This is a genomic window from Lacticaseibacillus zeae DSM 20178 = KCTC 3804 (assembly GCF_000260435.1).
Taxonomy (GTDB): domain Bacteria; phylum Bacillota; class Bacilli; order Lactobacillales; family Lactobacillaceae; genus Lacticaseibacillus; species Lacticaseibacillus zeae.
This window is the reverse complement of the sequence record NZ_BACQ01000037.1, coordinates 34562-49995: the sequence shown is the minus strand read 5'-3', so window position 1 is coordinate 49995 and position 15434 is coordinate 34562. Positions and strand designations below refer to the sequence as shown.

Sequence of the window (15434 nt, the reverse complement as noted above, 5' to 3'; positions counted from 1 at the left end):
CCGAGAATCGAAGAGGTACCGTTGAACGCCGGTTTGCTTTTATGAATGGCACGCTGGGGCTTGACTTGGTGAACACTCGGACAGCTGAATCACTGGCCGTCAAGATTGACGTGGCCATCGTCTTGAGCAATGTGCTGACCCTGTTAAGGGTATTTGCTATACCAATTTTGATTTTGGCTAAATTCGAGGGTGAGGCCTATCAAATTCGCTATAAATTTACTACAAGTGTCGAAGATATGGTGGCCTAGTTCAACAGCCACTAGTTAAGCCCAAGTATTCAATCTCAAATGGCCTAGTTGAGTACGCCTCAAAGCTCGCAATGAAATCGATTACTAGTAAGAGCATTGCCTCAATCACTGGCATTTCGACCACGACCGTTGGACGCATCCTTGATGATAATATCAATCCGCGACCGCTCAACTATCTCCCAACCAACCTTTGTTTCGATGAGTTTCGCTCAACTCACCCACAAATGGCCTTTATCTGTATCGACGCTGATACACACAAACGTGTGACTGTGCTTGGTGATCGGCTCTCAGACACCATCAAAAAATTCTTCGAGGAAAACTACTCTATAGACGAAAGAGCGAAGGTGAAGCATATCTGTATGGATATGAACGCTGCGTATCAGAACTTTGTTCACGAGCTCTTCCCTAACGCCGAGATTGTCATCGACCGTTTCCATATCATTCAACTGCTAGGTCGAGCGATGGACCAGATGCGCGTTCAAGCGCTACGGCAAATCAAGGATAAACATTCTCGAGTGGGCTCTGGTGCAAATTTTGCCTGGCAACTTCATTCTAGTATACTGAGTGACAAGAAACGAGGGATTGTGCGCATGAATTACTTTAAAGGACGCCACTTTCAACAGGATATCATTATAGTAGCCGTTGGCTACTATTTTAGGTTCAGTCTCAGCTACCGTGATATCGTTGAATTGCTACGTGATCGCGGGGTTAGTGTGCATCACACCACGGTCATGCGTTGGGTTCATCATTATGGCCCCATCTTTAAGGCTTTATGGCGCCAACATCAAACCTCCCATACCAAAAGTTGGAGGATAGACGAGGCTTACATTAACGTCAAAGGTCATTGGACTTATCTGTATCGTGCAATTGATAGCAACGGTCTGACGCTCGACTTCGAACTGCTAAAGCATCGTGATTATGCGGCAGCCTATCACTTTTTGAAACGGCTTTTGACGACCGATGGTCGTCCTGATCGCTTAGTCACCGATCAATATCGAGCAACACTTAAGGCAGTGAAGCACCTGATGAAACAAGACTACTTGAGCAAATCAGCACACCAATGTTCCAAGTATCGAAACAATTTAATCGAACAAGATCATCGATTCATTAAACGACACCGGGTGCGGTCAGCAAGTTTCCAAAACATCCGAACCGCTAGTGCAACACTCAGCGGCATTGAAGTCATCCATGCATTACGCAAGAAAACCCGACGAGAGCTAAGCCTCATCGGGTTTTCAGCCGTGGACGAATTAAAAGCGATGGTGCCAGCATAACCTACAACACCCTATCAACAACTAGGTAAAAGGCACACTCCCAGACTATTTGCACCAGAGCCGAAATATCTACTACCGGGTTGTTTCCGAATGACCACCATCCTCTCGATAAGAATCTTTCCCACGGACAGCTCAAAACACTGATTTCATAAGCTATTGATTAAGAATTGACCTGTATGCATTCACTGCTACCGGTCGATTTTTCTCGCGCAGCAATTCTCCATCAGGTAATTCATCAAAGAAATATTTGGAAATTGCTTTCATAAGTGACCAGAAAATTTGTCTGTAATTATGTAACCCAATAAATCAGACGAGGAGGATAACCCAATGAGTAGTGAGCAAGAAGTGACGCGAATGTTTATTCGCTATGTACAACAAGCCCTCAAAAATGAACGAATCAATCGGTATAAGGCCTCTCTTCGGCAAATCAAGGAAATACCACTGGAGGCCTGGCTACTGGAAGAAATCGAAGATTCCTATCATCTCGTTGAATTCAGGTTGACCGATGAGGAAATCGAGCATCTTGAAGACTTCATCGAAAGTGAGAAATTATCAAGAGCAGTTTCCACCCTTTCTTCGACAGATAAAACGGTCTTGTATCAATATTATTATGGCGAACTCAACGACGTCGAAATTGGCAACCGTAGTGGCAAAACAAGTCAGGGGGTGAACAAGAGGCGGCGACGGGCACTAGCGCGGATTAAGGAAGCATACGAAAATATGTAATGAATACGGAGGAGTGTTCAATGCATTATACAGAGGTCGATAACCTGATACCGGTTATCTTGGCAGCGCAGGACGGAGACGCAGAGGCAATGTCCCAACTACTCGATATGTTCAGCTACGGTTTCGATCGCGAGGCTGCATACGGAAAAAGCTATATCGATCCCGATTTGAGGCAGGAACTTCAAATCAAGTTTGTATTCAGCGTTCAGCGCTTCAACGTGGCTGAACACCTATCGCAACCGTCCACTCAATCAAGTTCACAGCTAACTCGTACATAATCAATTTCAACTTTTTTCTGATTTTAGTTTCATTTCGACCCGTTCCCGCTGTCTGTATATGCAGAAGCGGGATTTTCTTTTGCTCGCTGTGTCCTTTGACAACTGAATAGCGTTGTTCAGCAACAACAGCCGTCGCCATGACCTCGCATGAGTGAGCGAACACCAAGGCCAGATACTTACACGTCACTCCCACGCAACGGGAGAGCTGATTCACTGTGGATCAGTTAGCCGGTCGGAACCGGGTTGAACAACGCCGCCTCACCAATTTACTGAATGGAGGTGATACGCTCACCTTGCACACTAACTCTTGAAGGGAAGTGGCACTATCAGCCAAGAAATTCGCCATGAAATGTCCTTCGTTTTGAGCGACGGACAGATCGATACGATCCGCAACAAGGTATTTGAGATTATCCGTGAAGAAGTAAACAGCGTTCGGCACGAAGCACTGCTAAACGTCCGCTACTTCAAGAAAGGTGAAGCCTGCAAATATCTCAACGTTTCGTACAACACGTTAGACGTTTGGATCATGCTGGGCTTGCCCAAGATCACAATCGGTAACTCGGTCAGATTTGATCGCATTGAACTTGATAAATGGATGCAAGGCATGAGTGTTGGATGTTAAAATAATGATGTCTTACGCCTCACTGCCTTATTGAGCAGGAGGTCAATCATTATGTCAATCACCAAAACCAAAGCTGGTACCTATCAGGTCAGCGTTTTCTATCCGAAAGCCGTTCGTGAACTCATGGGCGTCGCCGGACAGACGCGTTTTCGGGAAACCATCTCGACCAAACAAGCAGCAGTCGCAAAGGAGCGTGAGATCAACAAGAAAATTAAAGAAGCCCAAAAGAACGGTAATGCCCGTTCTCTTGAGCTTAAAGGTAAGATTCTGTTCAAGACGTTCTACAAAGATGTCTTCATGCCACTGTATTTGACCGGTTCCACTGGTCGGGCACCGGTTGTCCCAACGAAGGCTACTGTCGAATACCAGCGTGGGTTGTTCAAGAACCACCTACTGCCAATGTTCGGCTCCTATTCCATGACCTACCTGAACTCCAACAAAGAGTTCGTCGTCGATCGGCTCAAGGAGAAGTCAGAGCACTTCGCTAATATCAAAACGGTTAAGGCGTATGTGCGCCAAATGTTTGAAGTCGCCGAGATCCTCGACTACATCGAATATGACCGCGTAGGCAAGTCCCTCCGCCTTGTCGGGCAACCACACAAGGACAAGCTCAAGAAGGAGCGAGTGAAGAAAGGTGAGTTCCTGACCGCAGAGCAACTTCTGGACTGGCTACAAGCCACAAAAGAGGACTATGAGCGCGGTAAGCTATCTCTAGCCGATTACACCCTGTTCCTGCTAACGTTGCACCTAGGCGACCGTAAGAGCGAATCCTACGCTTTACAGTGGAAGCACATTGATCTGGAAGCTGGCAAGTTGTATCTGGTTCAGTCACTCGATGGTAACCGCGACGCGAAGGACACCAAGGGACACAAGCAAAGCATTATGACCCTGCCACAGGATATTCTATATCTACTGGCCGACTGGAAGGCAGAACAAGCCAAGCAGCTCGAAGCAATCGGAGTAGAGCAAGATGGTGAGCAGTGGCTGTTCACCTACGTCACTCGTGAGGGTATTCGCAACCAGCCGCTTTACTCTGATTACCTCAACGCACGGATCAAGTCAGTCAATCGGCGGCACCCTGAATTGGTCTACCTGCATCCACACAAGATGCGGCACACGTTCAGTACCCTAGCACGACAAGGCGGTGCGTCGATGGAAGACATCTCCAGTGCGCTCACCCATTCCAATGTTTCAACCACGCGAACTTACGTGAACACACCGGATATAATAACAACGGTCACCCACCAACGCTTCCTAGATCGGCTGAATTCCGCAAGACTAGAAAAACAAAAAGACGTTCAGAATTCAAACTGAATTCCAAACGTCCCCATATTGAGCCAAATTCTCGTACAAATCGCACCCGTTTTGATGAATTTGTACGAAAACCAACTTTTAAGATTCTCGTCACGCCGCGGTTCGTGGCCGCAATGTGACAAAGTGGTCTTTATTTGCTGGTAAGCCCGTACTTCTTGTTGAAGCGATCAACCCGTCCATCGGCCTGCGTGAACTTCTGCTTGCCGGTGTAGAACGGATGAGAATCGGACGAAATTTCTACCCGAACCAACGGGTATTCTTTGCCGTCTTCCCACTTGATGGTTTCTTTGGAAGTTTTGGTGGAACCGGAAATAAATTTAAAACCAGTTGCTGAATCCATGAAAACAACTGGATGATAATCTGGATGGATGCCTTGCTTCATAATCAATTACTCCTTTTGCCCTAAATCATTGCCTGATCTAGAGATACTATGACTACAACTCTAATAGTCTATCACGCGCAACCTATAAACGCAATCTCAATCAATCAATTCGACATCCGCGCCTAAACCGCGCAGTTTCATCACAACCCGATCATAGCCGCGCAAGATATTATCAACTTTGGTAATCGTCGTTGTCCCTTCAGCCATCAGCCCGGCAATCATGAGACAGGCGCCGGCACGAATTTCTTCAGCTGCGACCTCGGTTCCCTGCAGATGATCGCAATGATGCAAGATGATCACATCATTTTCAATCGTAATGTCCGCACCCATCCGCAACAATTCCGGAATATGGCGGACACGCTTAGGGTAAATCGTATCAATGATGAGTCCTTCGCCATGTGCTTTTAACATCAATGGTGTAATTGGCTGTTGCAAGTCGGTCGCAAAGCCGGGATAGGGCATCGTTTTGATTTGAACCATTTTCAAATCGCCTGACGGATAGACGAAAATACTATCCTCGCCCACGTCCATGACGACACCCATTTCCTCCAGCTTAGCCAAAAAGGCATCTAAATGCTCCGAAATGATGTTCTTGACTTTCACGCCTTCGCCAACTGCTGCGGCCATGGCCAAATAAGTACCGGCTTCGATGCGATCCGGAATAATCGTATGCGAGTTATGCGCTTCAAGTGTTGGCACGCCGCTAATCCGGATCACATCCGTACCGGCACCCCGTACCTTGGCGCCCATGTTGTTTAAGTAAGTCGCTAAGTCAATGATTTCCGGCTCTTTGGCAGCATTTTCGATCACTGTGCGGCCTTTCGCCGTCACTGCCGCCAAAATCACGTTAATCGTGGCGCCGACAGAAACCATATCCAAGAAAATCCGGGCGCCGTGTAAGCCTTCAGCAGGTGCTTTAATCGCCATGGCACCATGTTCATTACTCACAGAAGCACCTAACGCTTCAAACCCCTTAATATGTTGATCAATCGGCCGCGGACCGATATCATCGCCACCAGGCAATCCAACAATGGCTTTTCCAAACCGCCCTAATAACGCCCCCATAAAATAATAGGAAGCGCGCAGACTCTTAATCTTACCGTTTGGCAACGGTACATCGTGAATTTCTGTTGGATCAATCGTCAAAACATTTTCGGTAAAATCAGATTTGACGTTCATATCATCCAAAATGGCCATCAAATTATAGACATCCTGGATGTGCGGCACTGAATCGAGTGTCACCGGGGTGCGCGACAAAATTGCAGCCGGAATTAAAGCAACCGTGCTGTTCTTTGCACCGCCGATCACAACTTCACCGGACAATTTCTTTCCGCCGTGGATCAGCATTTTTTCCATTTGACTTAAATCCTCGCTTAAGGTCGTTCATTTCAAGTAGGCTGAAGCTGACCTGCATCTTATGCTTCAAATATAAAACGCGATTTCTGGTAGGCAAGCCCATGACCCATCCGCCATGCACTCAATATACAAGTTTAATGAATCCCAGAGGAAAAAACAAGGAGTAAAAAGATGAGAGCGTGAACTGGCGCGGTTAGAAGTCGGAGTGTAAGTGGCCTCAGGCGTGATGGCCCGGTCTTGGCCATTGCGACTGAGGTCCTTACACGCAGACTTCTGCGCCAGTGAACGCGTTTGGAGAGAGCGTGAGCAGGAGCGCTTAGGAATCGGAGTGTAAGTGGCCCCAAGCCTAAATGGCCGGTCTTTGGCCATTTAGGCTTGGGGTCCTTACACGTAGATTCCTGCGACTGCGAACGCGTTTTGAAGACGCTGCAGAGAATGTTAGTGACTCTCAACGTGACAGCCAGGGTCTTGGGTCATTTAGGCTTTGACCAATCCACCACAACAAAAAAAGCCGCCCCAAAGCATCCCGCTTCAAGGCAGCAACGATCAACGATTAATTTTTAAAATCGCCAGCCGACTGGATAAAGGCCTTAAACAAGCCTTCAGGTTTATTCGGACGTGATTGGAATTCCGGGTGATACTGTGACGCAACAAAGAATTTGTTCTTCGGATATTCGATGATTTCCATCAAGCGGTTGTCCGGGCTAACACCGGAAAATACCAAGCCTTTGTCTTCCATCGGCTTGCGATACTTGGTGTTGAACTCATAACGATGACGATGACGCTTCTGAATTTCATGAACATTGTCGTACGCCTTCGCTGCAACGGAGCCAGGTTTCAACACACATGGATAAAGGCCAAGCCGCAACGTCCCGCCGAGGTTCTTCACGCCAACCTGGTCACGCATCAAGTCAATAACCGGATCCTTGACATCAGGATGGGTTTCAGTCGTACCGGCGTCTTTAAGTCCCAAAACGTTCCGGGCAAATTCGATTGACGCCATCTGCATGCCGAGGCAAATGCCCAAGAATGGAATATCATTTTCGCGTGCGTAACGAATGGCTGCAATTTTGCCTTCTAAGCCGCGATCGCCGAAGCCGCCAGGAACCAAGATGCCATCAAAGCCTTGCAGCAAGCTTTCGACGTTATCATCATTGACATCTTCTGCTTGAAACATTTCCAAATCAATATCGGAATCCCAGTAATAGCCAGCATGTTTAAGCGCTTCGGCAACGGAAATATAGGCATCCTTTAAGGCGACATATTTACCGACCAACGCAATTTTGGTGTGGTGGGTCAAATGCTGAACCTTATGCTCAAGCTTCATCCACTCGGTCATATCAGCGGCCGGCACATCAAAGCCAAAATGGTCAACGACGATCTGATCCATTTTTTGCGCCTGCAATGCTAACGGAACGGAGTAAAGTGTCTTGGCGTCACGCGATTCAATCACGGCATTTTCCGGCACATCGGTAAACAACGCGATTTTCTTCTTCATGTCTTCCGTGATTGGCTTTTCGGTCCGAACAACGAGCATGTTTGGCTGGATGCCGATGCTGCGCAGTTCTTTAACACTGTGCTGCGTCGGCTTGGTCTTCATTTCGTCGGCTGCCCGCAAATAAGGCACCAGACTGGCATGGATGTAGAAAACATTATCCGAGCCGACATCGCGCTTCATCTGCCGAATCGCTTCGAGGAACGGCAAGGATTCGATATCGCCAACCGTTCCGCCGATTTCCGTGATGATCACATCGGAGTCACTGTGTTTAGCGGCACGCATGATTTTTTCTTTAATCATGTTGGTGATGTGGGGGATTACCTGAACGGTCGCACCAAGGTATTCACCGCGGCGTTCACGTTGCAAGACTTCAGAATAAATTTTCCCGGTTGTGACGTTGCTGTACTTATTCAGGTTAATATCGATAAACCGTTCATAATGGCCAAGGTCGAGGTCAGTCTCGGCGCCATCATCGGTGACGAACACTTCACCATGCTGATAAGGATTCATGGTGCCTGGGTCAACATTGATGTACGGATCGAATTTTTGAATGGTGATCTTCAAACCACGATTCTTCAACAAACGACCTAGGGATGCAGCAACGATCCCTTTACCTAATGACGATACGACCCCACCGGTAACAAAAATATACTTGGTCATAGCCAATCTGCTATATAAAACGTGGAAGAATGTCTCTTTGACACCAATAAAGGTTTTATATATTTCCTTTCTTGATTGACAATCCTACATTTCATTTAGTCCCGTCAACAACGGTATTCCCACTCTGAAATAATTCATCATGACAGTGACCGCCTCCTGAACTTTAAGGGTATAGCCTACCCCGTAACCTTTGATTTTGCATAAGCTATCAGATTCTCAACGGCATTTTCGTCTCGCCGCAACTTCACGCCACACTGGTAACAATGATAGTCATCGTGACCCGTACGATGTTTCAAGTTGCCGCTTAGCGTGACGCGTTCATCTGCCGTTTTAACATAACCGCAGTTGGAACAGCGTTGCGTGCTTGGATAATACTGATCCACCAGCACCAACGTATTGCCATACCAGTCAGCCTTGTACTGCATGATCACTTTAAACTTGCCAAACAGTGATCGATGCAGGTTCTTGGCGAGACGTTTATTCATGCGCATGTGGCGATTATCCAGATCCTCAATCCCAATTAGGTCATAATCAGTGACGAGCATCGTCGTAAACTTTTGCAGCAAATCCGTTTGAATCCGTTCAACTCGTTGGTATTGACGCTTCAACTTGGTTCTCGTTGTGCGATAAGCCGCGGAGTTAAAATGCTTGGGATTTACTTTCCGTTTGCGGGCTAATTGGCGCTGATAATGAGCAATGCGGGCGTAAAGTGGTGGCAGACGTTCAGGCAAGGTGGGTTGAGTGGCATAGCCGGTTGACGTTTGATAGTCAAACTTGCCGATATTGGCATCAACCCCAGTGACCGTTAGAACCGGTCGCTTTTCAACGGAAGCCTGAACCTCAATCGAAAACGAAGCGTAGTAACCGTCAGCGTCTTGGACGACGCAAACTTGTTTCAGTTCGCCTTGCCAGCGCGGTTGTTCGGCTAGTTTGATGTCATACCAGGCACCAGCACCATGAGGTTTATCTAAACGTAACTTGCCATTCACAAGTTGCGCCCGATCCGTTTTGAACGTTTTGCGGGATCGTTTCTTAGATTTCCAGTTGGGCTTATCGTGATCTGGCATCTTCGGATTGAAGTAGTTCTTCCAAGCCTTACCTAGATCGTTTACCGCAAGCTGTAAAACTCGGGCTGACTGTTCGTACTGCCAGTCAGCTTTATTCCAAACCAGTTCGTCCCGCACTTTGCGTTCATTTGGCCGCAAAGTTTTGTCCGCCATCAGGAGAGATGCGTCGTACATGGCGTTCCACGTTTCTAAGGCTTGATTCCAGCAAAACCGGCGATAGTTAAACAATCGTTCTAGTTCACGCCGCATGGTTGCATTGGGATAGAGCTTGATCTTATGCGTTTTAATCAAAAGTTGTCACCTCCTCTCAATTAGCTGGTTAAACGCCACTTGAGAGGAAGCTTGAAGTAAGCGCTCAAACCAAGGCTAGCTAGCGGAACTTTGGTAAGAACCATCATACAGTACCGATTCAGGCTATTGTCAATACATTTCGCTAGTTAACTTGGTTTGAACACACGGACAGCTTCCACTTAATTATTCTGCCCATGTTGTACCGTTTTAATCCATGTTATTCGACATATTTGAGCTCTATTAATATCCTCCTTTTTAATAATCGGGAAAAAACAAAAACAAGCTCCCTATTCATGCGAACAGGGAGCTTGAACCGTATTGGCTTTACACTTTTGTAAAGCGCCCAAAACGTATATTAACCAATTGTAAGAGGTTCGTCAAGCATTAAAGTGAATTGAGTAAAATCAAGATTGTTGCGATCGATCTATAACGCGCTCACTAAAAAAACCGCACCTTTTAAGGGCACGGCCTAAACGACTAGTGCTTGTCGCTGTCACTGTCGTCATCATCACTATCATCGTCATCGCTGTCATCATCGCCGGAGAAGTCAGCCGTGATGTCGTCGTTATCGTCATCATCGTCGCTGTCATTGTCTCCGAACTCGGCTAGCTGGCCTTCAATACCATCTGGCAACCCATCGTCAGGGTCGTCGTCGCTGTCATCGTCAGTTGCGGCAGCTTTGCCGATTTTATCATGAAAGCCGGTATGATCATCGTCGTCAAAATCATCGTCATCGCTATCGGCGTCGAGATCTTCATCTTCGGGATCGTCGTCGTTGTAATCAATGACATCATCGTCATCGGCTACGTCAGCCAAGAAGGCATTAACCTTCTTGCGCTTCTTGCGACGTGGTACTTCTTCTTCATCTTCCGGATGGTTAACTTCTTCATCGACGGAATCGTATGGATACCAAGCGCGCAGGCCCCAAACGTTATCGCCTAAAGAAATGAAACTGCCATCCACGTTCAGATCCGTGTAAAATTGCGGCAAACGTTCACGAATTTCTTCGTCACTCTTGCCGAGATAAGTCTGGATCTCGTTGGCCAGATCAACGAACGCCATGGTATCCCCTTTTTCTTCGAGGATCTCATGGGCTACTTCGATCATTGATAATTCTGATTTATCGGCATTGGCAAATGCTTTGAGTTTCAACCGATACACGCCCTTTCCAAGTCTTTACAGTCTGTTTCTTATAGTACACGCTCATGCCTTGAATTGCAATCTTAACCGATAATTTCCCAGATGTTGATGGTTCGCGAATAACTCATACTCAACGTAAATCTCCCCTGCCACCGGATCGGTTGTCATGCGGGCATCAATACGCGGGGTGACTGTTTCCACCGGAATAATGCCGTATGGTGTTCGATAGCGCGTCAAAACCCGTTTTTCGTTGGCAAAGAAAAGCTTCAATTGCGTATCGCCATTGCTGCTGCCGCGTGAAAGCTGAATATCGCCGTCATCGCGCAGTTTCATGGTCACCGGCATACTGGTTCCAGCATCTTCATCGACTTCTTGATATCGAATATAAAGCGCGTTGCCCATTTGAACCAACGTCCCGGGTTCATCAAAAACATGTGTCTCAGTGTCATCACCTTGTGTGACAAACGTCTCAAGGTGAATTTGAATCGGCACTCCTTGTGAAAGATCCATAATGTCAATCCTTTCTATAACGTATTGTACGCTCACGGGTCAACCCGGTCGAGTTTAAACAGGGAAAATGTCTTTGTGACTGACGCGCCCTGCCACCTTCGCTATAATATAAGTAATCTACTATTAAGAAAGAGGGCGCACGATGGACCTGACGTCGCTGGCTGGACAACAAGCCGCCATTTTCCAACAGGATTTCACCAAAGAAGAAGCTCCGCTCAGCTTTGCCCATACCAATGCCCTGTTAGCACATCCTGAGTTGCACCCACCGTTAATGTTGCACTTTTGGACGGCAGAACAGACCGTGATTCTTGGGATGCAGGATTTAAAATTACCGCAATTCGGACATGCCTTGCCGGTTCTGGCCAGCGATCATTACGGCGTCTTTGTTCGTAATTCCGGCGGCTTGGCAGTGATTGCTGACAGCGGCGTCTTGAATGTCTCACTTTTTTTACCTAATGAAGACAATCTATCCATCGACACTGCCTACGATATGATGACCGCCCTTTTTCGAACGGCATTCCCAAGTTTGCCCATAGCCACCAGCGAAATTATTCATTCGTATTGTCCTGGCAAATACGACCTCAGTGTTCATGGGCGAAAATTCGCCGGCATGGCTCAGCGGCGCAATCATGCCGGTGTGGTGGTCATGCTGTATTGCAGCATCTTCGGTGATCAAAATGCCCGGTGCGACTTATTACGCCGCTTCTATCGGGCAGGACATGCCAGCGCCAGTCCGCACTTCAAGTTTCCAATTATTCGTTCTGAAACCATGACCACGCTCAGCGATTTGCTGGGTCGTCCGCTGACCCGCAACGAAGCCATTTTAGCACTGTTAAATGCTTTGGCTGCCAGTGGCATTGCCGCAGATATGAACTCGATGCCGGCGATTTTACGCGATCCTGCCTACCACAAGGCACTCGCTGCGGCCACTGCGGATCTGCGCAATCGCAATCGTCATTTATCATAACGCGCTCCCCGGCGCAGAAGTACCTTGGTCGCAATGGCCTAAACCCGGGTCATCACGCCCAAGGCCACTTACACTTCGACTTCCAACCGCGCCGGCTCACGCTCACTTAAGGAAAATGGGGGAACACCATGCAATTTGAAAAATTACCGCGCGAAAAAGTCTTTCGCGATCCGGTTCATAATTATATTCACGTGCAGCATCGCGTGATTCTTGATTTGATCAATACACCGGAGTTTCAGCGTTTGCGCCGGATTAAGCAGTTAGGCGTTTCGGACTATGTATTCCAAGGGGCCGAGCATACCCGATTTGCGCATTCGTTAGGGGTTTATGAAATTGCCCGTGAAATGTGCGACAATTTTGTCACGAATTACCCTAGCAAAACACCGGGAGACGGCCTTTGGGATGATCGGGAGCGCCCCGTTGTTCTGTGTGCCGCACTGCTGCACGATATTGGCCATGGCGCCTATTCCCACACTTTTGAGCATATCTTCAATACTGATCACGAAGCCATTACCCGCGCCATTCTTACGGATCCGCATACCAACGTCAACCGTATTTTGCGCAGTGTTAGTTCCGATTTTCCAGAGCGCGTGGCTTCGGTCATCAACCATACTTATCCGAATCCGCAAGTCGTCCAGATGATTTCCAGTCAAATCGATGCCGACCGGATGGATTATCTGTTGCATGATGCTTACTATACCGGAACTAAATATGGTTTGTTCGATTTATCTCGCATTTTGCGGGTCATGCGGCCTTATTCAGACGGAATTGCTTACGAAGCTAATGGGATGCATGCGGTTGAAGACTATGTTGTCAGTCGCTTTCAAATGTATCAGCAAGTCTATTTCCACCCGGTATCGCGCGGGATGGAAGTTATCTTGTCCCACTTGCTGAAACGCGCCAAGTTTCTTTATGAGTCTGGCCAGTTCGAACCGGGTTTTTCGCCACGATTATTAGTGCCATTCTTTGAACAGTCATTTACCTTAAGCGATTATCTCAAGTTGGATGACGGCGTGCTCAATACCTACTTTACTTACTGGCTCGATTATCCAGACAGCATTCTGAGTGACTTTGCCGATCGCTTTCTGAACCGGCGGCCGCTTAAGTCAGTCACCTTCACCGATCAAACGGCTGAACTGCTGCCGAAACTGCGCCACCTAGTGACAGAAGCCGGCTTTGATGCCCAATACTACACGGCGGAAAATGACAGCTTCGATCTACCATACGATCAATACGATCCTGCCTCTGCCAATCCGAAAACCCAAATCGAAATCATGCAAAAAGACGGCACCCTCGAGGAGTTGTCGACTTTATCCCCGTTAGTGGCGGCGCTTAGTGGTCGGGCTACCGGTGATAAACGATTCTATTTTCCAAAAGAAATGCTTGCCACTGAGGACAGCAATCTCTTTTCATCGATTTATGAAAAATTTCAGCATTACCTACTAAATGGCGGCGTTATTGACCCCCACTTACATGATTAGCCTTTTCATCTTCAGCGCTTGGGCTGTTGTGCCAGCCATTTGGCAACGGCCCAGCGATGCGTGGGGCGTTTGAGTTCCGCCAGTGCCAGATCGATGGGCATCAGCATCAACGTATTGAACGTTTCCAAGGGATCTTGGACAAATGCCAGCTCATCACAGGCAAAAAAGGTTGCCGGATGATAATACGCAGTTTGCCGATGGTGGGAATAAAAATATTCCGACGACTTGCCCAGTTCTTTAGTCACGTGAACCGTTGCACCAAATTCCTCAAGCAACTCGCGCGCCAAAGTTGCTTCAGGCGTTTCGCCTTTTTCAACCCCGCCACCAGGTAAAAACAACGCATGGTTCGGGGCTTGTAAAATCAGCAGTCGTGCACCGCTATGGTCCGGAATCACGCCATACGCGCCAATTCGGGTGTGATAATCTAACTTAGGATCTTTTCGACCAAACACTGGATCAATCATATGGCATCCCTCCGCTCTTGATCACATTATACCCTAATCAATTTCTAACCTCTACACAAGGAGTCCTTTCGATGACTGTTCAGGAAACATTATTTGTTTTTTCAATCCCCATCGTGCTGGGAATCATCTTCGCCATCAGCTTTACGGTTGAGCCGCGCCGTCTGATTAATGGCTGGCTGTTCAATCTGTTTGCTGTTGCTTTTCTATTCGCGCTCGCCTTAGCTATTTTAGGGTCCAGCAATTTACTGTTGATTTCAGTTACGGGTACCCTCTTCATCATCACAGTGTTGATCGTCATTCTCATATTCACCTTACACTTGTTCTGGCTGTTGTGGAACGCCATCTTGGTTTGGCGGCGTGAAGGCCATTCATTGAGCAACATGCTAACGCTTTACATCGCCATCGGATTACTTTTGCTTGAAATCGCCGCTTCATTCGGGCGCCGTTTTATTCCAGAGCCGATCTACATCACTTTAGCTGTTTTCTTCAGCTTCGGCGGCCTGTATGTCTTATTGACACTTTATAACTTCCTGACAGTACTAGTCTTATATAATCTCCGTCCCCAGCCGCACAATCGCACATTTCTCATTGTGCTGGGCGCTGGCCTGCTGCATGGTGACCAGGTTTCGCCATTGCTCGCCAGCCGCATCGACACAGCCATCAAGTTTTATCATAAGCAGATTAAAAAAGGCCGCCCGGCGCCGCGAATTATTTTTTCCGGCGGCAAGGGTGGCGATGAGACAATCTCCGAAGCTCTGGCCATGCAGCGCTATGCTTTGGGAAAAGGCATCCCTGAAAAAGATACCTTGTTAGAAGACAAGTCAACGACGACGCTGGAAAATATGACCTTTTCCAAACGCCTGATTACGCAGGAAATCGGCGAAGCGCCGTATAAAGCCAGCTTCTTTACCAACAACTATCACCTTTTCCGTGCCGGTATTTACGCGCGCATGGCGGGCATTGATGCCAATGGTGTTGGCGGTAACACCTCCTTTTATTTTCTGCCTAACGCAGTCATCCGCGAATATCTCGCCTTGGTTGTGCTGTACAAACGGCGGCATGCCATTGCGTTTGGCATTATTGTGATCATGGCCCTTGCTCAGCTACTGAGGGCATGGTAACCACTGCGAGCCATTCACGTGCAGAAAGGCGGGTC

Annotated in this window: 15 protein-coding genes and 2 pseudogenes; 10 read left to right on the top strand and 7 right to left on the bottom strand. The window is 47.6% G+C overall.

All coding sequences use genetic code 11. The features are described 5' to 3' along the window. From GSO_RS08395 to GSO_RS08370, 7 genes and pseudogenes are all read left to right on the top strand, one after another. Positions 1–248 (top strand): annotated as a pseudogene (locus GSO_RS08395) (IS5/IS1182 family transposase); the annotation flags it as partial. Between the two features lie 71 nt (positions 249–319). Next, positions 320–772: pseudogene (locus GSO_RS17785) on the top strand (transposase); the annotation flags it as partial. Between the two features lie 66 nt (positions 773–838). After that, entirely contained in the window at positions 839–1522 is a 684-nt protein-coding gene (locus GSO_RS08390) for an IS6 family transposase (protein ID WP_010490996.1), read from the top strand. A 327-nt stretch (positions 1523–1849) separates the two neighbouring features. Further along, entirely contained in the window at positions 1850–2248 is a 399-nt protein-coding gene (locus GSO_RS08385) for a sigma factor-like helix-turn-helix DNA-binding protein (RefSeq protein WP_010490994.1), read from the top strand. A 20-nt stretch (positions 2249–2268) separates the two neighbouring features. Further along, positions 2269–2526: a helix-turn-helix domain-containing protein gene (locus GSO_RS08380; protein ID WP_010490993.1), complete on the top strand. Its 258-nt coding sequence runs from the start codon at positions 2269–2271 to the stop codon at positions 2524–2526. A 361-nt stretch (positions 2527–2887) separates the two neighbouring features. Beyond that, entirely contained in the window at positions 2888–3148 is a 261-nt protein-coding gene (locus GSO_RS08375; RefSeq protein ID WP_225046620.1) for a helix-turn-helix domain-containing protein, read from the top strand. 51 nt (positions 3149–3199) lie between these two features. After that, the gene (locus GSO_RS08370) at positions 3200–4462 is read left to right on the top strand and encodes a tyrosine-type recombinase/integrase (protein WP_010490990.1); all 1263 of its coding nucleotides are present in this window, start codon (positions 3200–3202) and stop codon (positions 4460–4462) included. A 130-nt stretch (positions 4463–4592) separates the two neighbouring features. On the opposite strand, the gene GSO_RS08365 is transcribed toward GSO_RS08370, so the two are convergent. The 6 genes from GSO_RS08365 to GSO_RS08340 form a co-directional block, all read right to left on the bottom strand. Next, a complete protein-coding gene (locus GSO_RS08365; RefSeq protein ID WP_010490989.1) occupies positions 4593–4844 on the bottom strand; it encodes a type B 50S ribosomal protein L31 in 252 nt (83 codons plus the stop codon). A 96-nt stretch (positions 4845–4940) separates the two neighbouring features. After that, a complete protein-coding gene (murA, locus tag GSO_RS08360; protein WP_010490988.1) occupies positions 4941–6200 on the bottom strand; it encodes a UDP-N-acetylglucosamine 1-carboxyvinyltransferase in 1260 nt (419 codons plus the stop codon). A gap of 553 nt (positions 6201–6753) precedes the next feature. Next, positions 6754–8358, bottom strand: coding sequence for a CTP synthase (gene pyrG / locus GSO_RS08355; RefSeq protein WP_010490987.1), 1605 nt, complete (start codon positions 8356–8358; stop codon positions 6754–6756). A gap of 176 nt (positions 8359–8534) precedes the next feature. Then, entirely contained in the window at positions 8535–9716 is a 1182-nt protein-coding gene (locus GSO_RS08350; protein ID WP_010490986.1) for an RNA-guided endonuclease InsQ/TnpB family protein, read from the bottom strand. 477 nt (positions 9717–10193) lie between these two features. Further along, positions 10194–10868 (bottom strand): DNA-directed RNA polymerase subunit delta, encoded by a 675-nt coding sequence (gene rpoE / locus GSO_RS08345; protein ID WP_010490985.1) that lies wholly within the window; start codon positions 10866–10868, stop codon positions 10194–10196. A 51-nt stretch (positions 10869–10919) separates the two neighbouring features. Beyond that, positions 10920–11366, bottom strand: a complete 447-nt coding sequence (locus tag GSO_RS08340; protein ID WP_010490984.1) for a YwiB family protein — start codon at positions 11364–11366, stop codon at positions 10920–10922. Between the two features lie 142 nt (positions 11367–11508). On the opposite strand from GSO_RS08340, the gene GSO_RS08335 reads away from it, so the two are divergent. Next, positions 11509–12333, top strand: coding sequence for a lipoate--protein ligase family protein (locus GSO_RS08335; protein ID WP_010490978.1), 825 nt, complete (start codon positions 11509–11511; stop codon positions 12331–12333). 128 nt (positions 12334–12461) lie between these two features. Further along, a complete protein-coding gene (locus GSO_RS08330; protein ID WP_010490976.1) occupies positions 12462–13814 on the top strand; it encodes an HD domain-containing protein in 1353 nt (450 codons plus the stop codon). 11 nt (positions 13815–13825) lie between these two features. Here GSO_RS08330 and GSO_RS08325 read toward each other — a convergent pair whose 3' ends face one another. Beyond that, on the bottom strand, positions 13826–14278 hold the full coding sequence (locus GSO_RS08325; protein ID WP_010490975.1) for an NUDIX hydrolase: 453 nt from the start codon (positions 14276–14278) through the stop codon (positions 13826–13828). 71 nt (positions 14279–14349) lie between these two features. On the opposite strand from GSO_RS08325, the gene GSO_RS08320 reads away from it, so the two are divergent. Next, the gene (locus GSO_RS08320) at positions 14350–15399 is read left to right on the top strand and encodes a YdcF family protein (RefSeq protein WP_010490974.1); all 1050 of its coding nucleotides are present in this window, start codon (positions 14350–14352) and stop codon (positions 15397–15399) included. Positions 15400–15434: the final 35 nt, after the last annotated feature.

Bases quoted from the DNA above. Each gene is read 5' to 3' on its own strand.
- GSO_RS08380 (WP_010490993.1), top strand. From the start codon at position 2,269: ATGCATTATACAGAGGTCGATAACCTGATACCGGTTATCTTGGCAGCG.
- GSO_RS08340 (WP_010490984.1), bottom strand. From the start codon at position 11,366: ATGGATCTTTCACAAGGAGTGCCGATTCAAATTCACCTTGAGACGTTT.
- GSO_RS08390 (WP_010490996.1), top strand. From the start codon at position 839: ATGAATTACTTTAAAGGACGCCACTTTCAACAGGATATCATTATAGTA.
- GSO_RS08365 (WP_010490989.1), bottom strand. From the start codon at position 4,844: ATGAAGCAAGGCATCCATCCAGATTATCATCCAGTTGTTTTCATGGAT.
- GSO_RS08330 (WP_010490976.1), top strand. From the start codon at position 12,462: ATGCAATTTGAAAAATTACCGCGCGAAAAAGTCTTTCGCGATCCGGTT.
- murA (WP_010490988.1), bottom strand. From the start codon at position 6,200: ATGGAAAAAATGCTGATCCACGGCGGAAAGAAATTGTCCGGTGAAGTT.
- pyrG (WP_010490987.1), bottom strand. From the start codon at position 8,358: ATGACCAAGTATATTTTTGTTACCGGTGGGGTCGTATCGTCATTAGGT.
- GSO_RS08320 (WP_010490974.1), top strand. From the start codon at position 14,350: ATGACTGTTCAGGAAACATTATTTGTTTTTTCAATCCCCATCGTGCTG.
- GSO_RS08370 (WP_010490990.1), top strand. From the start codon at position 3,200: ATGTCAATCACCAAAACCAAAGCTGGTACCTATCAGGTCAGCGTTTTC.
- GSO_RS08335 (WP_010490978.1), top strand. From the start codon at position 11,509: ATGGACCTGACGTCGCTGGCTGGACAACAAGCCGCCATTTTCCAACAG.
- GSO_RS08385 (WP_010490994.1), top strand. From the start codon at position 1,850: ATGAGTAGTGAGCAAGAAGTGACGCGAATGTTTATTCGCTATGTACAA.
- GSO_RS08325 (WP_010490975.1), bottom strand. From the start codon at position 14,278: ATGATTGATCCAGTGTTTGGTCGAAAAGATCCTAAGTTAGATTATCAC.